The 20,880-nt window shown below is 62.3% G+C and carries 10 protein-coding genes, 1 tRNA gene and 3 pseudogenes; 10 read left to right on the top strand and 4 right to left on the bottom strand.

Going from position 1 to position 20,880, the window contains the following annotated elements; translation table 11 throughout:
* Positions 1-125 precede the first annotated feature (125 nt).
* The 5 genes from AB7535_RS26585 (at position 126) to AB7535_RS26565 (ending at position 7,764) form a co-directional block, all read left to right on the top strand.
* The gene (locus AB7535_RS26585) at positions 126-1,688 is read left to right on the top strand and encodes a 2-isopropylmalate synthase (RefSeq protein ID WP_063981681.1); all 1,563 of its coding nucleotides are present in this window, start codon (positions 126-128) and stop codon (positions 1,686-1,688) included.
* 173 nt (positions 1,689-1,861) lie between these two features.
* Positions 1,862-5,464 (top strand): beta strand repeat-containing protein, encoded by a 3,603-nt coding sequence (locus tag AB7535_RS26580; protein WP_354115125.1) that lies wholly within the window; start codon positions 1,862-1,864, stop codon positions 5,462-5,464.
* Positions 5,465-5,686: 222 nt separating this feature from the next.
* Entirely contained in the window at positions 5,687-6,700 is a 1,014-nt protein-coding gene (locus tag AB7535_RS26575; RefSeq protein WP_354077009.1) for a TRAP transporter substrate-binding protein, read from the top strand.
* 199 nt (positions 6,701-6,899) lie between these two features.
* Positions 6,900-7,508, top strand: a complete 609-nt coding sequence (locus AB7535_RS26570; protein ID WP_354077007.1) for a Spy/CpxP family protein refolding chaperone — start codon at positions 6,900-6,902, stop codon at positions 7,506-7,508.
* Positions 7,509-7,688: 180 nt separating this feature from the next.
* Positions 7,689-7,764: transfer RNA gene (locus tag AB7535_RS26565), tRNA-Lys, on the top strand.
* 61 nt (positions 7,765-7,825) lie between these two features.
* On the opposite strand, the gene AB7535_RS26560 is transcribed toward AB7535_RS26565, so the two are convergent.
* Positions 7,826-8,848, bottom strand: coding sequence for a tyrosine-type recombinase/integrase (locus tag AB7535_RS26560; RefSeq protein WP_439035459.1), 1,023 nt, complete (start codon positions 8,846-8,848; stop codon positions 7,826-7,828).
* Between the two features lie 1,223 nt (positions 8,849-10,071).
* Here AB7535_RS26560 and AB7535_RS26555 point away from each other — a divergent pair.
* Positions 10,072-11,316: an IS110 family transposase gene (locus AB7535_RS26555; protein WP_439037169.1), complete on the top strand. Its 1,245-nt coding sequence runs from the start codon at positions 10,072-10,074 to the stop codon at positions 11,314-11,316.
* Between the two features lie 539 nt (positions 11,317-11,855).
* A pseudogene (locus AB7535_RS26550) lies at positions 11,856-12,506 on the top strand (ParB/RepB/Spo0J family partition protein); the annotation flags it as partial.
* Here the strand turns inward: AB7535_RS26550 and AB7535_RS26545 are convergent.
* Positions 12,488-12,562: pseudogene (locus AB7535_RS26545) on the bottom strand (SOS response-associated peptidase); the annotation flags it as partial. The pseudogenes AB7535_RS26550 and AB7535_RS26545 sit on opposite strands and share 19 nt — an antisense overlap.
* 246 nt (positions 12,563-12,808) lie before the next feature.
* Between AB7535_RS26545 and AB7535_RS26540 the strand changes: the two are divergent.
* The 3 genes and pseudogenes from AB7535_RS26540 (at position 12,809) to AB7535_RS26530 (ending at position 14,953) form a co-directional block, all read left to right on the top strand.
* On the top strand, positions 12,809-13,156 hold the full coding sequence (locus AB7535_RS26540) for an alpha/beta fold hydrolase (protein WP_439037168.1): 348 nt from the start codon (positions 12,809-12,811) through the stop codon (positions 13,154-13,156).
* Positions 13,157-13,229: 73 nt separating this feature from the next.
* Positions 13,230-13,587: pseudogene (locus tag AB7535_RS26535) on the top strand (DUF427 domain-containing protein).
* 397 nt (positions 13,588-13,984) lie between these two features.
* Positions 13,985-14,953, top strand: a complete 969-nt coding sequence (locus AB7535_RS26530) for an ABC transporter substrate-binding protein (protein WP_354112609.1) — start codon at positions 13,985-13,987, stop codon at positions 14,951-14,953.
* Between the two features lie 177 nt (positions 14,954-15,130).
* On the opposite strand, the gene AB7535_RS26525 is transcribed toward AB7535_RS26530, so the two are convergent.
* Both AB7535_RS26525 and AB7535_RS26520 read right to left on the bottom strand, forming a co-directional pair.
* Complete coding sequence (locus AB7535_RS26525) at positions 15,131-16,921, bottom strand: adenylate/guanylate cyclase domain-containing protein (RefSeq protein ID WP_354112610.1); 1,791 nt, start codon at positions 16,919-16,921, stop codon at positions 15,131-15,133.
* Positions 16,922-17,251: 330 nt separating this feature from the next.
* A complete protein-coding gene (locus AB7535_RS26520; protein ID WP_439035451.1) occupies positions 17,252-20,638 on the bottom strand; it encodes an AAA family ATPase in 3,387 nt (1,128 codons plus the stop codon).
* Between the last annotated feature and the right edge of the window lie 242 nt (positions 20,639-20,880).

Below are 20,880 nucleotides of genomic sequence, written 5' to 3'. Positions count from 1 at the left end.
TCTTACTTGCCCCTGAGGGCCGGCTGGGCGCCATGCGCCTGGGCGCTCAGGGGTTGGTCGAGATCACCGGACACCTCAAGCGCCCAGCAGACTGACGGCGCAAAAAGCTCAAAAGGAATTTTGCAATGGCCCCCGTGAACAAGTCCGATAAGGACCGCGTCATCATTTTCGACACCACGCTGCGCGACGGCGAGCAGTGCCCCGGCGCCACCATGACGTTCGAGGAGAAGATCGAGATCGCCGAGATGCTCGACGACATGGGCGTCGACGTCATCGAGGCCGGTTTCCCGATCACCTCCGAAGGCGACTTCCAGGCCGTCAGCGAGATCGCCCGCCGCTCCAAGAACTCGGTGATCGCCGGCCTGTCGCGTGCCAACCCGAAGGACATCGACCGCTGCGCCGAAGCGGTGAAATTCGCCAGGCGCGGCCGCGTCCACACCGTGATCGCGACCTCGCCGCTGCACATGCGCGTCAAGCTGAACATGACGCCGGAGCAGGTGATGGAGCTCTCGATCGCCAACGTGACCCGCGCCCGCAACCAGATCGACGACGTCGAATGGTCGGCCGAGGACGCCACCCGCAGCGAGATGGACTATCTCTGCCGCATCGTCGAGGCCGTGATCAAGGCCGGCGCGACCACCGTCAATATCCCCGATACCGTCGGCTACACCACGCCCGAGGAATATGCCCGTTTCATGCGCACGCTGATCGAGCGCGTGCCGAACTCCGACAAGGCGGTATTCTCGGTTCATTGCCATAACGACCTCGGGATGGCCGTGGCGAATTCGCTGGCCGGCATTGCGGGCGGCGCGCGGCAGATCGAGTGCACCGTCAACGGCATCGGCGAGCGGGCTGGCAACGCTTCCCTCGAGGAAGTCGTGATGGCCATCAACGTCCGCAACGACGTGTTTCCGTGGTGGAACAAGATCGACACCACGCAGCTGACGCGCGCCTCGAAGGTCGTGTCGGCCGCAACCTCGTTCCCGGTCCAGTACAACAAGGCGATCGTCGGCCGCAACGCCTTCGCCCATGAGAGCGGCATCCATCAGGATGGCGTGCTGAAGGACGCCTCGACCTACGAGATCATGCGGCCCGAGATGGTCGGGTTGAAGCAGTCGTCGCTGGTGCTCGGCAAGCATTCCGGTCGCCACGCCTTCGTGCACAAGCTGGAGGAGATGGGCTACAAGCTCGGCGCCAACCAGCTGGAGGATGCGTTCACGCGGATGAAGGCACTGGCCGACCGCAAGAAGGACATCTACGACGAGGACATCGAGGCGCTGGTCGACGAGGAGATGGCGGCCTCCCACGACCGCATCAAGCTGACCTCGCTGACCGTGATCGCCGGCACCCACGGCCCGCAGCGCGCGACCATGAAGCTCGACGTCGACGGCCAGATCAGGATCGAGGAAGCCGAAGGAAACGGGCCGGTCGACGCGGTCTTCAACTGCATCAAGGCGCTGGTGCCGCATGAGGCAAAGCTCGAGCTGTATCAGGTCCATGCGGTGACCGAAGGCACCGACGCGCAGGCCGAAGTCTCGGTGCGGCTGTCCCATGACGGCCGTTCCATGACGGCACGCGCAGCGGATCCGGATACGCTGGTGGCCTCGGCAAAGGCCTATCTCGGCGCGCTCAACAAGATCGTCATGAAGCGCCAGCGCGATACGGTGACGACGGCAGCGGCGAGCTGACGCTTCATCCTCTCCAGTTCATCGGCAAACGCGGCGCCCTCGGCGCCGCGTTTTTCGTTTGGCACACGATCCCGTCATGTGGGGGTGCATCGCAATAAATATGTTATTAACATGTCATGTTAACATTCCATTAACCGGCAGCGTCGCGCGCCCTTGCTGCTGGAGAATTTGGAATGCCCCTTTCCGCTGGTTCGATCGCCTTCACCGGTTTCAACGGTGACGGCAACGATAATTTGTCCTTTGTCGCCCTGACCGACATCCCGCAGGGCACTGTCATCAATTTCACCGACAGCAACTGGAACGGCTCCGCCTTCGCAACCGGCAGCAACGCCGAAAGCACGATCGCCTGGACCGCGACCGGCGCGATTCCCGCCGGCACCGTCATCGACATCAACAACATCGGCAAGGGCACGTTCGGCACCAGCGCCGGCTCGGCCACCTTCACCAACGCCAACAATACCGGCCTGTCCAACGACAGCGAGGTCGTCTACGCCTATGTCGGCACCTCGACGGCGCCGACCTTTCTCGCCGCGATCTCCAATGTCGGCTATGCGACCTCAGACGGCACGCTGACCGGCACCGGCCTCGTTGCCGGCCAGACCGCGGTCAGCTTCACCGGCGGCCTCGACATCGTCGGCTATAACGGACCGCGCTCGGGCTTCGCCAGCTTCGCCGACTACCTTGTCGCGATCGGCAACACCGCCAACTGGGCCACCCAGAACGGCAGCGGCGACCAGAGCACCGACGGCACCACGCCCGACGCGCCGTTCCCGACCACCGCCTTCACCGTGGCCGCGCCCGCCACGCAGACGATCTCGTTCTCGTCGCCGAGCGTGTCGGTTGCCGAGGGGCAGAGCGGCACCAAGACCATGACTTTCACCATTGCGCGCACCGGCGGCACCACCGGCGTACTCAGCTTCTCCGGCAGCTTCGCGGCCGGCACCACCGATGCGGCCGATTTCGGCGGCACGCTGCCGGCCTCGACCTTCAGCGGCAGCTTCGCCGACGGTGCGACCTCGGCGACCATCACCATCACGATCTCCGGCGACACCACCGCGGAGCCCGACGAGAATTTTACGCTCACGCTCACCAGCGCCAGCAATCCGGGCGCGGCGGTTACGATCGGCACCGCGACGGCGACCGGCACCATCGCCAATGACGACGGCACTCTCGTCTCCGGCAACTCGTCGAACCCGATTACGCTGGCGAACAACGATCATCTGACCGTTCTCGCCGGCGCGACCCTGTCGGGCTCGACCCCGGTCACCTGGATCGGCGGCAGCACCTCGCCCGGCGCGGTGGTCGACAATTCCGGCACCATCACCGGCACCAGCCGCGCGATCGCCACCAGCGGTTCGACCAGCGGCAGCTTCACCATCAACAACAAGGCCGGCGCCACCATCACCGCGACCAAGGATGCGGTGAAGATCTCGAACCTGGTCTCGGGCAAGAGCGGCACCTTCACCGTCAACAACGAGGGCACGATCTCCTCGACGGGGACCGGCAGCAATGCCGGCCAGGCGCTCGATCTCGACGACATCAATTCGAGCGGCGCCAATACCGTCATCAATAATGCGGCAACCGGCGTGATCTCGGCGGCCGATGCCGACGCGATCCGGCCCGGCGCCAACGCCACCATCAACAATTACGGCCAGATCGTCAGCCACAATGCCTCGGCGGCCTCGTCCGGTAACGACGCGATCGACTTCCAGTCGGTCAACACCGGCGGCGTGGTCAACAACTATGCCGGCGGAATCATCGACGGCGCCCGCCACGCCATCACGGGCGACCAGCCGATCACCGTCAACAATGACGGCACCATCACCGGCCGCAGCGGCTCCGGCATCAACATGGACAGCGCGGCTAACACGACGACAACAGTGACCAACCGCGGCACCATCACCGGCACGGCGGTCGGCGGTGCTGACGCCGACGGTGTCGATGTCGACGGTCTGGTCTCGATCGACAATTTCGGGACGATCGCGGCGGTCGGCCTGACCAGCGGCGCCAACGGCCTCAACGAGGCGCTCGCGATCGGCGGCGGCTTCGTCCACAACGAGGTGGGCGGCCTGATCATCAGCGATCAGCGCGCGATCACCGTGGACGACAGCAATGACGGTAGCGCCTTCGGCGTCATGACCATCATCAACGACGGCACGATCCGCGGCAACAACGGCGAGGCGATCTCGATCGTCGGCGCCTTCGGCGACACCGTTACCAACACGGGCGGCATTTTCGGCAGCGTCGCCACCGGCGGCGGCAACGATACGCTCACCAACAGCGGCTCCATCATCGGCGACGTCTCGATGGGCGCAGGCGACGACAGCATCAATCTCGCCACCGCTTCGATCGTCACCGGCACGATCGACGGCGGCGACGGCGTAGACACGCTGGTGCTGTCGGGAAGTGGCTCCGGTTCGCTCCTTGGCACCGTCGTCAATGTCGAGAAGCTCGACGTCCAGAGCGGCGTCTGGCGGATCAAGGATGCGTCCGGCTATTCCGACATCCAGGTCGAGAGCGGCGCGGCGGTCGTGCTGGAGGGCTCGGCCAATGGAATGGTGGTTGCCGCGGGCGCCGCGCAGCTGGTGTTCGGTCTGGCCTCGAACTCCGTGATCTCGGGCAATCAGTACATCCAGATCGGCGGCTCGGCCGACGGCACGACGATCGAGGCCGGCGGCGACCAGGATATCCTCGGCGGTGGTATCGCGACCAACACCACCGTGGACGGCGGCACCCAGAACGTCTTCGGCGTTGCGATCCAGACCACGGTCGCGAATGGCGGCTTCCAGCACGTTCACAACAATGCTTTCAACACCATCGTCAATGCCGGGGGTGAGCAGAACGTCTACATCGACGGCAGTGCGACCGGATCCACCATCAATGCCGGCGGCATCCAGATCGATTGGGGCTTCACGATCATCACGACGATCAGCGGCGGCGGTCAGTACGTGTTCGGCTCGGCGAGCCTCACGACGATCAATTCGGGCCTGCAGGCCGTCGAGAGCGGCGGCACGGCCTCGGACACGACGATCCATGGCGGCGGGCAGGACGTCTATCTGGGTGGAACGGCGATCAACACCACCATGGATGGCGGCGTCCAGTCGGTCTATGGCGGCACGGTGGTCCAGACCACGATCAGCAATGGCGCCCTCCAGTATCTCCACGGCAACGCGTCGATCACGACGGTCAACGCCGGCAGCCAGCAGAGCGTCTACGCCGACGGCACGGCGACCGGCACCACGATCAATGCCGGCGGAGTCCAGGTCGATTGGGGCGCCGCCAACGCCACCATCGTCAACGGCGGCGTGCAATATGTGTATGGCAGCGCGACCGGCACGACGGTCCTGTCCGGCACGCAGCACGTGCAGGCCGGTGGCAGCGCGGATGACACCACGATCGGCTCGGGCGCGCTCGCCTTTGTCCACGCGGGCGGCACGATCGACGATGTGATCTTCGCCGGTCCCAATGCCTCGCTGGTGCTGGCCCAGGCGTCGGCCTTCACGGGAACGATCTCCGGCTGGCAGGACCATGACAGTCTCGATCTCGGCGACATCCTGTTCAGCGACAGCCTGACCTCGATGGCCTATGCGCAGAACAACGACAACACCGGCGGCACGCTGACAGTCTCCGACGGCACCCACGTCGCGACGCTGCACTTGCTCGGTCAGTACAGCGCGGCCGACTTTGCGCTGTCCTCGGACGGGCACGGCGGCACCCTGATCACCGATCCGGCGGTCGCGCAGCAGGCCCAACTCGCGCCGGCGCTGCACGGCTGAGGTTGCGAGAGGCGGCAGCGGCGATGGCAGGGTTTCCCTGCCATCGACCTGCGTGAGCCAGTCCAGCAGATTTCGCCTCCGGATACCGCATTTTTGCAAGCCGCCCCCTGCTAAGGGGCAATGGCGCCTGTGTCCGCTTCCCTATAATCCTGCCCTCAAGTCTTGAATCTAGGGCTTGGGGGCGACGGTTCGTGCCCCACCAAAAAACGTGTGGGAGGAAGCATGCGGAAACTCATTTGGGCTGCGGCATCGGTTGCGGTCTTGACCGGGGCGTTGGCCCTGACCGGGCCGGCATCGGCCCAATCGCCGATCATCATCAAGTTCAGCCACGTCGTCGCCACCGACACGCCGAAGGGCAAGGCGTCGGAGAAGTTCAAGGAGCTCGCCGAGAAGTACACCGGCGGCAAGGTCAAGATCGAAGTCTACCCGAACTCGACGCTCTACAAGGACAAGGAAGAGCTCGAGGCGCTCCAGCTCGGCAGCGTGCAGATGCTGGCGCCGTCCAACTCGAAGTTCGGCCCGCTCGGCATCCGCGAATTCGAGGTGTTCGATCTGCCTTACATCCTTCCGGACCTGAAGACGCTGCGGAAGGTGACGGAAGGCCCGCTCGGCCTCCGGCTGCTCAAGCTGCTGGACTCCAAGGGCATCACCGGCCTTGCCTATTGGGACAACGGCTTCAAGCAGATGAGCGCCAACAAGAAGCTGGTCACGCCCGCCGACTATCAGGGCGTCAAGTTCCGCATCCAGTCCTCGCGCGTGCTGCAGGCCCAGTTCAAGTCGCTCGGCTCGCTGCCGCAGGTGATGGCGTTCTCGGAAGTCTACCAGGCACTGCAGACCGGCGTGGTCGACGGTCAGGAGAACACCTGGTCGAACATCTATACGCAGAAGATGCACGAGGTGCAGAAGTACATCACCGAGACCAATCACGGCTACATCGGCTACGTCGTGATCGTGAACAAGAAGTTCTGGGACGATCTGCCGGCCGACATCCGCGACCAGCTGTCGAAGGCGATGAAGGAGGCGACCGACTTCAACAACGCGCAGTCGCAGAAGGAGAACGACGACGCGCTGGCCGAGATCAAGAAGAGCGGCAAGAGCGAGATCATCAAGCTCACGCCGCAGCAGGACGAGGCGATGCGCAAGGCGATGGAGCCGGTCTACAAGGACGCCGCAAGCCGCGTCGGCCAGCCGCTGATCGACGAGTTCCTCAAGGAATCGAAGAGCACGACGAACTGATCAGGATCGACCATCAATGAAGGGGCTTCCGTGCAGCCTGCGCGGAGGCCCTTTTTGTTGCAAAACATTTCAGTCTGCATCTGAATGGACATTCAGGGGAGTTACATCTTCGTAAGAACGCTCTCTCTGTCCAAGTTGTAAGTTGCGCGTCAGCCGTCCGGCGCTCATCCTCACCGGCATCCTTCCAGAGGAGGTCCGTATGAGGAAGTTCACCATCGCCGCCATCGCCGTGCTCAGCATCGCCGGCTCGGGCGCGGTCTATGCCCAATTTCATCGCCCGTGGATGGAGCACTTCCGCCACGTCCGCATGAACCCGGAGGACCGTGCCGCCTTCGTCGACGCGCGGATCGCCGCCGTCCATGCCGGGCTGAAGCTCAACGCCGACCAGGAGAAGCTGTGGCCGCCGGTCGAGGCTGCCGTGCGCGACTTCGCCAAGCTGCGCATCGACCGCGCCAACGCGCGGATGAATGCCGGCCCGGGCGACACCGGCAAGAACGCCGACAAGCCCGAGGATCCGGTCGCCCGCCTGCGCCAGCGCGCCGAGGACATGGGCGCGACCTCCGCCGCCCTGAAGAAGATCGCCGATGCGGCCGATCCGCTCTACAAGACGCTCGACGAGGGCCAGAAGCGGCGCCTTGCCGTGCTGACCCGCCACCGTGGCCCGTTCGGCGGCGGTGGGGACGGCCCGTCCCGACACTTCATGGAACGGGGCATGGACCGCATGATGGAGCGCGGCATGGACCGCTTCCACGGCGACCGTTTCGACCGTGACGGCGGGCCAGACCGGGATCGCGAGGGCCGGCTCTGAGCCACCCCGTATTTCCCGAGGAATTAACCCCGGGATTGGCCTTGGCGAAGCCGCTGGAATCCAGCGGCTTTTCGCATTTTCGGGCCTGTGGAAGAACCTTGGAAAACATGCGCCACATCGCTTGCCATACCCGGATCGCTTTGCTAAACGACCGGCCTCGCAAGGCATTGACCGCCTTTCGGGCGCATAGCTCAGTTGGTAGAGCAGCTGACTCTTAATCAGCGGGTCCCAGGTTCGAGCCCTGGTGCGCCCACCATATAAATCAAGCACTTAGCATCTGGCTTGGTAGAGTAGGCGACCTCATTTTACAGGTCGTTTTACAGTTTTGTTCTCGCTTCGAGCTTGAGTACCGCAGCTTCTGCAAGCTGAATGTCGCGACCAAGATAGTGCGCGTCCAGAATGGCCTCGACGTCCTTTAACGAGTGGCCGGTCACGGCCGCGATCTGCGGTACGCTGGCGCCAGCGATCGCCAGCCGAACCACTGCGGTGCCCCTCAAATCGTGAAACGTCAGGTCGCCAATGCCCGCCCGTTCGCAGGCCTTTGCCCACGATGTTCGAAAGCCGTCGGAAGTCCAGGGCCGGCCGAGCGTGTTCGTCAGGATAAGAGGTCCCCGACGCTGCGTGGTGTCGAGCAGAGCTCTCAAGGGAGTGCCGGCAGGCATCACTACGCGGCGCCCGCCTTTCGACTGGCGGAGACGAATATGAGGGCTCTCGTAGGCTGACCAAGGTAAGCGCAAAAGGTCGCCTTGTCGTTGACCGCTCCATAAAGCCAAGATCAGCGCCAACCTGATCTCTTGAGATGCAACTGATAGAACTGCGGCAATGTCCTGCTCGGTCCAGATCTTGTCTCGGCGGTCTGCGACGTAGAGCCGACCACCACGCTCGCAAGGATTGCTGGTGATAATGCCGCGATCTTTCGCGAAGGACAGAATGCGCGCCAACACCGTCCAGGCGAGATCAGCCTTGCGCGGCGTGTTGGCGAATTTGTCGCGCCAGCCTTTGAAGTCGCCGCGAATCCTGCGATCGGCGAGAGCGGCGATCGGCAGGTCAGCGAATTCTTCTTCAATGAGTTTGATGTACCTCAGATAATCGCGGCGAGTGGACGCTGCGATCTTGGTGAATTCCGGCGCCGCTTTGTATCGTGCGATGACTGACATGAAGGTGCCGCCGCGTGGCTGCCGTAAGTTCGAATGCGCCTCCTGGTATTGCTGGATAAAGTCTGGCGTGCCTGGCTCTGCTTTGATCTGGGGACCGCCGCGATAGGCGTAATAGTACGTCTTTGGTTCGCCGCTTGAGAGCGTCACCTTTACTTTATGAATCCCTTTGAGATTGACGCGCACGCTTTGCTCTCCACTCGTCCAGCGCGGATGTCGCAACGTCCGGAGTTTGAGTTCTGAGTAATCCACTCAGCGAGTCTAACGCGAGATCGATCGCTTTCAAGTCCCATCGCGACGTGCCAGAAAGAGCAGAGGGTAGTCTTCCGATTTTTACCCAGTTCGAGAAGGTGCTGACTGACAGACCACAGTATGAGGCAGCTTGGTCACGCGACACCAGGCGCTGGCCAATACCGCCCCGAACAGAATCCATCGGAATTATCCAGTCGTGACAGCACCACGCCGAGGTAATTGGAAGATCGCACTTTCGCTGGCTGGCGCAACTGCAAGCACCGGCACGGAGATCAAGCTGCAGCCTTGTAGGAATGCGATCACGCAAGAAGAATCAAGCCAGATCAGGCGGCTCACATTGTCTTGAGATGCGACGAAATCCGTCGATCGCCGAAGATGGCGATCCTGGATCGGCTCACTCTCCCCGCCGCTGTCTCACTGATTCTGATTTGGGTGCGCGTGCGGCTGTCGCCGCATCGGGCTCTCGTGAACCGAGCGCGTTGCGTCTCGGCCATTCGGCTTCGATCCCTCACGCAAGCAGATATAATGTGTCGCTCGCCGGAGGCACTCGCACGAAGGGCTGCCGCTGCGCGGCACCGCTATCACTGCCCGTCGCGCGGGTGCCTTGTTAACCGGTCTCGCGACTGCACTCGGTCCCGGGTCCCGCCGCTACGCGTCGGCGCTATGCTGACCCTCCTGCGGGTGCCTCTTTTGATTTTCTCACTTTTGCTCTTGTTTTCGATCTCTTGTTTTGGCCTGCGCTGACTTGCTCAACGTTCTAACGCTTGAGATCTCAGGGGCTCCGCCCCTCGCGCGCGCCAGGGTAAAGCGCCGGCTGGCGCCGGCGCCGACCCGAGCGGTCTCCCCGGTCTTCCGTGCTTTCGAACGGGCGTCACCTTCTCGAACGGCCGACATGCGCCGTGCAGACCCGCTTCTAGCGAGCGGCCCTTGCGGGCGGGCGATCCCTGTTCCAATCAGGATGCTCCTCACGGGGCTATCGTTGGCCTACGGGCTGATTCGTTGGGAGCCACCTGGTGATCCTGCGCCGTGAGCGCCCAGAGGGGACGAGTGCCCCGACGGATGAGCTGCGTTCGACGCCCCGTGGGGAGTTGCGCCATTGAGCGCCAGAACAGGGCCGGCGAAGATCGCAGCTGCCCGACTGCGAAGGAGGGAAGGGAATGAATGAAGACATAGCTGCCTACGTGGGTGTCGATTGGGCATCGGCGACACACTACGCTTACGCATTGGATGCCCAAGGCGCAAAACTCGGCCATCGTTCGTTCCAACATAGCGGTGACGGGTTGGCTGAACTGGCAGACTGGATCCAGCGCACGACGGGTGCTGAACCAGGCCGGATCGCGATTGGCATCGAGGTCCCGCATGGGCCCGTCGTCGAGAGCTTGATGGATTCGGGCTTCCTGGTTCATGCGCTAAATCCAAAGCAGCTCGATCGATTTCGAGATCGCTTCACCATGGCCGGCGCCAAGGATGATCGGCTCGACGCGTTCGTGCTCGCTGATGCTCTGCGGACCGATAGCCGTTTCTATCGATTCCTGGAGCCAGTGCATCCGACGATCATTCAGCTACGTGAGTGGTCGCGCATGACGGAGGACTTGTCTGCCGAACGCAATCGCCTGGCCAACCGCTTTCGTCATCAGCTCTGGCGCTATTTCCCGCAAATGCTTGAGCTCGCGGAAGACTGGTCGCAGCAGTGGATATTGGATCTTTGGGATCTGATCCCCACGCCGGCAAGGGCACGCGCCGTGAGGACGTCGACGATCGCAAGGCGCCTTAAGGAGAGCAGGGTAAAGAGGTGGACTGCGGACACCTTGCTCAATCATCTCCGCAGCACGCCGATATCTGTTGCATCCGGTGTGACGGAGGCCTGCGTGGCGCACTGCGAGCTCATTCTAGGCCGTCTGCGGCTGGTTATGCAGCAGATGAAGCTTGCCATGAAGGAACTCGAGCGCCTGTGTTCGGCGGTGGCCGAACTTCCATCAGCGACCGGCATCGCGCCTCACGCCGATCCCGAGGTCTTGCGGTCGATGCCTGGAATCGGAACGATCGTCCTCGCGGCACTTCTGTCCGAAGGACACGATGCGATCGTTCGCCGAGACGCTCAGGCGCTTCGGGGATTATCGGGCGTCGTGCCCGTCACGCGACGCAGCGGTAAGCAAATTGTCGTGGTCATGAGGCAGTCTTGTCCGCACCGTCTGAGGACCGCTGTCTATCATTGGGCACGCGTTGCGGTGCTGCATGACTTCCAAACGCGCAATCGATATGCCGCCTTACGCAAGCGCGGGCATTCCCATGCTCGCGCGCTCCGATCAATCGGCAGCAGGTTGATTGGCGTTGCTTGTGCCATGCTCAGGACCGGCGAACTCTTCGACAACGGCCGACCGCCGCAGTCCGCTGCGGCCTGATCCTGTCGTCGGCGAGACGCGAAGCTTCCAAATTGCGTAGCGTCGCGACGACGACAGGCCCGGATGTAACCAGTCGTTTCTTCACATCTGCGAGCGATGACACTTATGAGTGTTGTTGCCGTGCCGGCGTTGTTTTGCGCGTCGCTGCGCTCCCGCGGCGAAGGCTTAGGGCTCCGCCCTCAGCGCGCTGCGGAGTGCCTTCCGCCCAGCTTCGGTCGCTTCTCACTGACGCGATCGGCGACAGATATCCACGCTCCCTGCAGCCGGTTCCCCGCGAAGGCACTCGCTCCGCTTGCACACCCGCTGCTCGCCGCGAGGCAGGGCTTCGAGCGCGATGTTGCGCTCTTCACCCTGCCCAAAGGTGAGAACGGGAAGCTGCAAATGTTTGAGCGAACTTGCGAGAAGAAGGCTCTTGCAAAAGGTGGGGAGTCCCCTCCGCTCGGGTCGCCCTGGCGCTTGCTACCCCCGGTCTCGCCGACGGGCAGGGGTGCAGGCGCGGAGTGCGCGCTGCACCCATGGAAGTAAAAGGAAGAATGATCATGTCGGCCAAATCAGTTGAAATCATTCCCGCGAGCGGGACGGAGACTTTGATCCCGCTCAATAAGCTCAAGAAGTCCCCGAACAATGCGCGCAAGACGCCGCACAGCGAGGCGGCGATCGAGGGTTATGCGGCGAGTATTGCCGCCAAGGGCATCCTGCAAAATCTGGTGGTTGAGCCCGAGTTCGACGGAGCGGGAACGGCCACGGGGTTCTATCTCGTGACCATCGGCGAGGGCAGGCGGCTTGCACAGCTGCTGCGGGTGAAGCGGAAGGAGATCAAGAAGACCGAGCCGATCCGCTGCATCATCGACACCGCGAATGACCCCCACGAAATCAGCCTGGACGAGAACGTCACCCGCGAAAACATGCATCCCGCCGACCAGTTCGAGGCGTTCAGGAGGCTTGCGGAGGAGCGTGGCTTTGGTGCGGAGGAGATCGCCGCGCGCTTCGGGGTGACGCCGCATGTGGTGCGGCAACGCCTCCGGTTGGGTGCGGTTTCACCCAAATTGGTGCAGCTGTATCGCGATGGCAATCTGACCCTTGAGCAGTTGATGGCCTTTGCCATCACCGACGATCAGGCGCGGCAGGAAGGCGTTTATGAGCGCCTGTCCTACGACCGCGATGCCAGCACGATCCGGCGTCTGACGACCCGGAACAGCGCGCTGATGGCGGCTTGGTTCGTGGTGATCGAGTAGAGATTGCACATCGTCAGGTCTCCGGAGCGGCCTGGCGCGGGCGCTGCGCCAATTGTAGCAGCGTCGCCGCCGGGCGGCGATTCGCCCTCGCGCACTTGCTGCATCGGAGCCGACTCGCTAGGTCGTGGACAAAAGTGGTCGGCGGATGGCGCAGCGCGGCCAAGTGTCAATCGGCCTGTAAAATATTGCAGGCCGAATGACACGCAGGCCTCGCCTTTCTGGAACGCAAGCTTTCCCGCGACGATCGCGACCCAGAGGTGAGCGGAGAAGCTGCATCCGCGCAGCGCGAGGCCATCGGCAGGTACATCGCGCCGGCCGAGAGCGTCTTCGACCGTCTGAAAAATATCCGTCAGCCGACGCTGATCGTGCAGGGCAGTAACGATGTCATCATACCTACGGTGAACTCTTACATCCTGCAGCAAAACCTGCCGAATGCGCAGCTGATCCTTTATCCGGATGCAAATCACGGGTCGTTCTACCAGTACCCGGAAATCTTCGTGTCGCAAGCCGACCGGTTCCTCAGATCGTCACTTCAAGGCGACGATGCTAACCTGCAACCCGCCGAGCGGCTGCCATTCCCCTCCATCGTCTCGGAAGGAAGTTAGCTGGCTGGGACACGGAGCCAGGACATGGAAACGCCGCCCAAGACCCCGTTTCCAACTGAAAAGGATGCAAATCATGGCAGACAAAGTGGTGAAGATTCCGGGGGCTGATCACCCGATTTCGATCGAGGTGAACCCGTCGCGTATCGTGGTCAAGATCGGCGGAAAGACCGTCGCAGACACAAGCGCTGCGCGAGGCGTCCTATCCGCCCGTTCAGTATATCCCCCGTCGGGACGTCGATATGACCGCGCTCGCGCGGAGCGAGCATACTTCGTACTGTCCCTACAAGGGCGACGCCTCCTATTACAGCATTCCGGTTGGAGGAGATCGTTCGGTCAATGCGGTGTGGACTTATGAGACGCCGTTTGAAGCGGTGGCGCAGATCAAGGACTACGTCGCCTTTTACCCGGACCGGGTCGACGAGATAAGTTAACCGGAGCGGTCTGCTGATGTTCGGCGACAGGTTCGTAGATCGATCTTGATCGCGACAGAGCGAAGGCGGCGAGCTACACCGTGAGCGATGTGATGGAGAAAGTCACGACGACCGGTGCGAACAGGAACTAAGAAACACCCAAGGTTCGCGGCATTTATGGTGGTAAGGGGGTGCTAAAGGCATGACCGCAATTGGCCCCAAGCGGCCGACACGGCATGTCCGCTAGACGTCTGTTCTCTGGGGGTGAAGCGGACTCGACATACTCAACCTGAGTTCTTCCGCGTGTGACCCATCTCGGACATTTGGACGCAGCGACCGGGCCGATTGTTCTCATCGGCGTCCCGTCTTGAAGTGCTAGACTTCGACATGGACGAGGCGTTTTCCATTGGGGGTTCCAATGAGACGGCGCGGTTTCATCACGCTTGTCGGCGGCGCGGTGGTGGCGTTGCCGCTCGCAGCGCTGGCCCAGAAAACGGGACGGACCTATCGCCTGGGTTGCTTGTCTCCGCATCCTCGCGACATTCAGTTTAACGTACGTTTTTTTGACAACCTACGGCGCGCTGGTTTCATTGAAGGCCAAAACCTCACGATTGATTACCGCGCCTTTGCACTTCATATCGATCTGCTTTCGCAACATGCGGCGGAGCTGGTCATAGCCCAACCCGAGGTCATCTATGCTGCTGGAAACGAGGCAGTTGACGCCGTGCAGCAGGCGACCAAGAGCATTCCCATCGTTGGGATCACAGGCGATATGGTCGCGGAGGGATTGGTAAAATCATTCGCCCGGCCCAATGGGAATATCACGGGGATCAGCATTTTTGCTCCTGAGCTTGACGGCATGCGACAGGACATCCTGATCGAAGCCGTGCCTGGAATTCGCCGCATGGCGGCTCTCGCCGATACCAGCTTGACTGAGGCGAAGACGCGCGCTCTGCAAGAGGCGGCGCGCGCAAAAAACGTCGAGCTTTCAATCTATCGCGTCACCAGAGCTGAGGAGATTGCAGCGACTATCGATGGCGCAGAGGCATCGGGGGCCACAGCGCTAAATGTTCTTAGTTCCGGGATGCTCGACGGCAATGGTCCGCTGATTATGGAACGAGTTGCAGCACTGCGCCTTCCAACCATGTATCAGTGGGGAGTGCGGGCCGAGCAAGGTGGCTTTATCGGCTACGGCCCATCCTCCGATCACTTGGCAGACCTTACTGCCCGATTTGCGGCGAGCCTTTTGCGCGGCACGATGCCTGCCGATCTGCCGGTCGAACAGCCGACGAAATTCGAGCTGGTGATCAACCTCAAGACCGCTAAGGCGATGGGTGTGACGGTGCCCGAGTCTCTGCTGGCCCGCGCCGATAAGTTGATCGAATGAGATGATGGGTTTGCGGCACCGCATGAATCTGGAAATGGCCCGCTCGAGACCGATCGATGGGCCTCATGATGTCTGCTCTTGGGGTTAGACCGGAAGCTCTCGGGTAGAAGGTGAAGCCGTCGCGAATAACCCATTTCGGACGAAAATGACGTCCATTGGCGTCCGACATGACGAACGCTACCCTTCCGGTACCCCCGCCAGCCGCATTCCCTCAACGAGGCGTTCGTGGACAGCAAGAAAAATCGGATTGTCGCTAGGTACGTGAGCGCGAAACCGACAGATGGTGAAGCTTGGATCAAGCGCAAGTCCCGCTCGTACCGTGGCGCGCGCCTGGTCTAGTTCGCCAAGCCACGCAAGCACTGCCCCGAGAGGGAAGTGGGCGAACGAATGGTTGCGGTTTGCATCGAGGCCCCGACGCATCCAGATGACCGCCTCGTCATCAACACCGAGCTGCGCCTTGGCAAGGCCAACATACCCCATCCAACGAGCGGCATAGGTGTCGCGAGGAGAAAGGCGGAACGCCTCGTTTATGTGAGTTTCGGTTTCTGCGCCTCGACCAAGGAAGAACTTGGCCAGGCCGATGAGAGCATGAGCGCGGGCTAAATTGCGATCCAGCGCCAATGCCTGCTGGCACTCCGCGATGCCTTGGACTGCGCGTTTCGTAAATATTTGCGAGTTGCCCAAAGTCAAGTGAGCCAAAGCGTGGTTTGGGGCGAGGGATAGTACCCTCATTATGGTTGTCTCCGCCGCAGCAAGCCGCGCTGAATAGTCATCGGCTATAAAGGAAGCCCCTAGTGAGGTATCGACCCGCGCCAAGCCGACCATGGCCTCAATGTTTTCGGAATCGAGCACAAGGGCTCTCTCGAAAAAACTGCGCGCTCGTGTCAGGCAATCGGGGGTCTGCCCCTTGTTGAACCAGCTGCTGCCTTGGAACACCAAGTCCATCGCGTCTGGACGCAGTGAACACTCCGCCCGCCGTGCCTCCGCGGCAACAAGTTCGGCATCAAGCTCGTTAGCGAGTCTCGATACGATTTCATCCTGCATGTCAAGGAGGTCGGCAACAGGCTTGTCAAAGCGTTCGGCCCAGAGGTGATTGCCTGTATTGGCGTCAACCAACTGCACGTTCACACGGAGGCGGTTGCCGCTTCGCTGCACAGAACCTTCGAGCACATAACGGACGTTCAGCTCACGTCCCAGCTTCCTTACGTCCAGGGCTTTGCCCTTAAACGTGAACGCGGTGTTGCGCGCAATCACAAACGCGCCACCGATGCGCGATAAGTCTGTAGTGAGGGTCTCGGTCACCCCATCCACGAAGTACTCTTGCTCCGGATCACCGCTGAGGTTCGTAAAAGGAAGCACTACTATGGAAAGGTGAGGCGCTGAAGCCGTGTCCCACTTTGCGCGCATACCGTGGGTCGCGGGGCTTTGCTCTTCCCAGACGATAGCGAAGGCCCGGACCGGGCGGGCGATGTTTTTAAGGCTCTGCTCACCCATGTCGGCGAACTCGACGCCAACTTTGCCTCGGACGTGATCATACGCAGACAGCGAGATGCAGATGCCGCCGGGCTCTGCGATCGTCTCAAGCCGCGCCGCGATGTTTACGCCATCGCCGAACATGTCATTACGCTCGATGATTACGTCTCCAATGTTGACTCCCACCCGGAAGGCTATGCGACTGTCCTCCGCGTCTCCAATTGTAAGTTCTCCAACTCGGATTTGGAATCGTACAGCAGCTCGGACTGCTTCAACCGCGCTCGGAAATTCTGCCAAGAACCCATCGCCAGTGTTCTTCACGATGCGGCCACGATGCTCCGCGATCGCAGGACCGACAGCTTCCGTCAGGAGCGTCGTAAGTTTGGTATGAGTAATTTCTTCGTTGTCATGCATTAGCCGCGAATAACCAACCACATCGGCGGCCAATATTGCCGACAATCTGCGCTCAACCCGGACTGGCCGCTCTTGCACCATGGCCCGCATCCGACCCATGGTACACCGTACACCGGATCATAGTGCCAGCCAAACCCGGCTATGAACGGCTGCCGGCTGACTATTGCTTGTTGGTCATTGAAATGTCAGCCGCGCTGACCGATGCTGCGAAGGTTTCGAGGACGTGCCCATATGTCGCTGAAGGTCCTTAGTTGACTCTCGTCTTAAGCGCGTGAACGTCGGGTTTCCGGCCGCGAGCGCACTAGGTGTGAACAGCGTCGGTAAGACCGCTTGTGACCAATTCGGACCTTCAACGCTTCGGCGCGTTGATATCATCGTGGTGTCAATTGGCTGATGCTGCTTCCGGGCAATTTACGAGTTCGGGCCGCCCATTTCACGCAGCAGTGTTTGGGCCTCCCGGAGGTCGAGGGTATCAAAGCCTTCGGTGAACCAGCCGCAGATTCCTGTGAGGAGATCCTGCGCATTGCGTCGCTCGCCGCGCTCGGCCCACAGCCGGGCGAGCGAGGTCGCGGCGCGGAGCTCGAGGGACCTGGCTTGCTGATTGCGCGCGATCGCGATCGCCGTTCGAAAGCAAGTCTCACAGGCCGAAACGTTTACAGGATTGCACCGGAGCAGCAACGCGCCCCTAAGGCGATGCAGCTCGGCCTCGTAGAAGCGTTCCGCCCGTTCCTGGACGATGCCGAGTGCCTGGTCGAGAACCGTGAGCCCCTCATCGAGGCGGTTCGCTTTGTCACATGCTTCGGCAATCAGGGCGAGGAAACATGGCTGCCAGAGTCCAGCGCCCGTCGCCCGGAGATCGGCCATCCCCTGCCGCATTTGCGCGATACATTCTTCCGGCTTCTGTCCGCTCTCGCTTAGCGCCCAACCGTGCAAAATGGTTCCCATCGCCCTCCAGAGGGGATAGCCGTGCTCGCTACAGAGCCGGATGGCTGCCTGCGCCATTTCTTCTGTGCCGGGCACTTCGCGGCGGAACTGGCGGAGCCACGCGGCCCACACCAGAGCTAAGGCGCGGCTGTGAGGATGTGAGAGTTCCTCAGCCAAAGCGAGCGCCCTCTGGCTCCTGTCGAGGGCCTGGTCGGCAAAGCCCAGAAACCACCAAGCGAGAGCTGCATAGGAGAGACACACCACGCCAGGGTCAATGCCGTAGGTATTGGCATGCGATCGCAGCAGCTTCGCATCGTATAGTGCTGTCCCTTCTTCCAGTTTGGCGCGGGCGAGAGCCACCTCTCCAAGCCAGAGCAAGGGTACCCCAAGGGCCCGGTTGGCCTCCACGAGGAGGGTCTGATCGCCCAGACTCTGCCCCAGCTCGGTGAGATGCTCCCCGACCCCCCGCGCCGCGATCAGATCGCCGCGGACGTGATAAATCCTGTACAGGCCATGCAGCACTGGGAAAAGCCGGGGTGTGAGATCGATGTGGCTACACAACGCCCTTGCCCGAACGTAGGCCTGCTCCACCTCCGGCGCGGCATAGCCCTTAGTCGCCATCAGCGCGGACCCGAGCGCCAATTGCAATTCCAGCTCGCGTTGCGCGCGTTCGGTGGTGTCTGAAGAAGCCTCGAGCAGCTCCAATCCGCGGGCCAAATGACTGATCGCCTCAAGGTAGGCCGAGCGCTCCAGGGCTCGGACGCCGGCCCTCTGGAGGTAAGCGACGGCCTGCTCTTTCAGGCCCGCCTCCGCATAGTGATGGCCGAGCAGCTCGGGCTCCGTCTCAGCAGATTCCGGAAAATGCTCTTCCAGAACGGTGGCAATCCTCGCATGAAGCTGCTGGCGACGGCTCCGGAGCAGGCTCCGATAGGCCACCTCGTGCACGAGCGCGTGCTTGAAGCGGTAGGTCGCGTTCGGCGGTGTGCCTCGGCAGAACACAAGTTCCGAAGCACACAGTCCCTTGAGTGCATCTTGCAGTATGGCCTCACTCAGAGGGGCGGTCATGGAGACCAAGTCATAGGAGAACTCCCGACCGATGCAGGAGGCGATTTGTGCCACTTGCTTGACGGGAGCGAACCGGTCGAGGCGAGCCATGAGGCTGTCGTGCAGCGTGGCTGGGATTGCGAGCGGCGGCAGGGGGCCGCCGAGAATGTAGCGGTCGCTTTCTTCCGCCAGCATCCCGGACTCCAAGATCGCCTTGGTCAGTTCCTCAACGAACAGCGGCACGCCATCGGTTCGGGCCAAGACCTGCGCGAGCACTTCTGCAGGCAGTGCCTTGCCGCCCGTGAGCTGCTCGACCATGGATGCGCCCTGCCGGCGCCCGAGGCGGCTGAGGGTCAGTAGCGTGAGATGCGCGTGGCCAGTCCAGCGCGGGGAAAACTCGGGACGGCAGGTAATGAGCACGAGAATGGGCAGGGTCTGCACGCGCTCGATCGCCGACTCCAACCATTCTAGCGTGGATGGATCAGCCCAATGCACGTCCTCATACACTGCCAACACCGGTCGGTGCGCGGCCAGTCCGGTCAGTTGATCCACGAGCGCATCGAAGGTGCGCCGCTTCTGCTGCTCGGGGCTCAACTCGAGGGGCGGGTAGCGGGGGGCGGTCGGGACCGACAACAGCGCTGCGAGCAGCGGCGCGGCCCCAGCGACGTCTCGGGTCGCTACAGCGATGAGCGCTTCCAGCTTATCGAGCTTCTGCAGTGGCCCGTCATCCCTTGCAAAGCCAGCGCCTCTTTCGAGCAGATCGATCACGGGATGGAGCGGACTCGTTTGGTGGAATGGCGAACAGAAGTGACTCAACGGCGTGTAGGTCTCTCTGGCCAGGCGCTCGCGCAGCGCGCGGACAAGGCGCGACTTGCCGATACCGGGCTCGCCAGACAACAGAACGACCTGCCCCTCGCCGTCACGGACCCGTGCCCACCGGTCGAGCAATAGCGCCAACTCCTGCTCACGACCGACGAGCGGCACCAAGCCTGTCCCGTGCAAGGCCTCGAAGCGATCCTCCGCTACGCTTGGGCCTAGGAGAAAGATGCGCAGCGGCTCGTCGAAACCATCCAGGGCTCGCTGGCCCAGGTCCTCAACCTCGAACAGCCTGCCGAGCAGTCGCCACGTGCTTTCGGCAATCACGACCTGTCCGGGTCGGGCAAGCGCCTGCAATCGAGCGGCCAGATTCGGGGTCTCTCCGATCACGTCGCGCTCCTGAGCCTCCCCCGAGCCGACCAGATCCCCGACAACGACGAGACCGGTCGCGATGCCGACGCGCGCGGCCAACGGTTGGCCGTCCGGAGATGTGAGCCCAGCTACGGACTGAGTGACGGCGAGGCCTGCCCTGGCGGCCCGCTCCGCATCGTCCTCGTGCGCCTTAGGCCAACCAAAATAGGCCAGGACCCCGTCACCCATGAACTTGGCTACATGCCCAACGTAACGCGAAATCTCGCCCGAGACCGTGTTCTGATAGGCGCGAATGACCTTGCGCATCTCCTCCGGATCGACCCGCGACACCATTGCAGTCGAACCGACCAGGTCGGCAAACATCACCGTGACCTGGCGCCGCTCCGCCTCCGAGAACGGCAGGGCTGTCCCGGGGACCGCGGCTGGTGCTGTCATGCGAGGGGTGGTCACCGGAACTGAGCCGGTGCGCAGAGCGGCGATCGCCGCGAGCAGCTTGCGGCGATGGCCGATCGAGGTGACTCCGAGCCCGATCAAATCCTCCGCCGTGAGATCGGCGAGGACCTCGGCGTCGACATCGTTCTCGCGGAACGACTGCTCGTACTGTCCCAGCCCCAGATCACGCAGCCAGGCCGCGACGTCCATGGGCTCCTCCCGGCTCCGCTGTTCTCAGAGGCGCAGGTGCTCTAGCGTACCTCAAAATGGCTCACGGGGGGCGCGGTGAAACGTCACGAGCTGACTCCGGAGGAAGGCAGCTTTTGGCCCTTAGCGGACCGTCACCATCGCCCACTGACACTTCGGCTGGCCGGCGACGTGCGGACTTCGCGCAGAGCGGCCGCCATCGGCGGCTTTTGACCCTCAAGAGACGTCGCTGGGTTGACTTTTGT

It is taken from the genome of Bradyrhizobium sp. 956_D2_N1_4, from assembly GCF_052076025.1.
GTDB lineage: Bacteria > Pseudomonadota > Alphaproteobacteria > Rhizobiales > Xanthobacteraceae > Bradyrhizobium > Bradyrhizobium barranii.
The sequence above is the reverse complement of the archived record's forward strand: the minus strand, read 5'-3'. Positions and strand labels throughout refer to the sequence as shown.

Excerpts from the sequence above, each read along its gene's own strand:
- AB7535_RS26585 (WP_063981681.1), top strand. The coding sequence starts at position 126 with ATGGCCCCCGTGAACAAGTCCGATAAGGACCGCGTCATCATTTTCGAC.
- AB7535_RS26580 (WP_354115125.1), top strand. The coding sequence starts at position 1,862 with ATGCCCCTTTCCGCTGGTTCGATCGCCTTCACCGGTTTCAACGGTGAC.
- AB7535_RS26575 (WP_354077009.1), top strand. The coding sequence starts at position 5,687 with ATGCGGAAACTCATTTGGGCTGCGGCATCGGTTGCGGTCTTGACCGGG.
- AB7535_RS26570 (WP_354077007.1), top strand. The coding sequence starts at position 6,900 with ATGAGGAAGTTCACCATCGCCGCCATCGCCGTGCTCAGCATCGCCGGC.
- AB7535_RS26555 (WP_439037169.1), top strand. The coding sequence starts at position 10,072 with ATGAATGAAGACATAGCTGCCTACGTGGGTGTCGATTGGGCATCGGCG.
- AB7535_RS26530 (WP_354112609.1), top strand. The coding sequence starts at position 13,985 with ATGAGACGGCGCGGTTTCATCACGCTTGTCGGCGGCGCGGTGGTGGCG.
- AB7535_RS26525 (WP_354112610.1), bottom strand. The coding sequence starts at position 16,921 with ATGGTGCAAGAGCGGCCAGTCCGGGTTGAGCGCAGATTGTCGGCAATA.
- AB7535_RS26520 (WP_439035451.1), bottom strand. The coding sequence starts at position 20,638 with ATGGACGTCGCGGCCTGGCTGCGTGATCTGGGGCTGGGACAGTACGAG.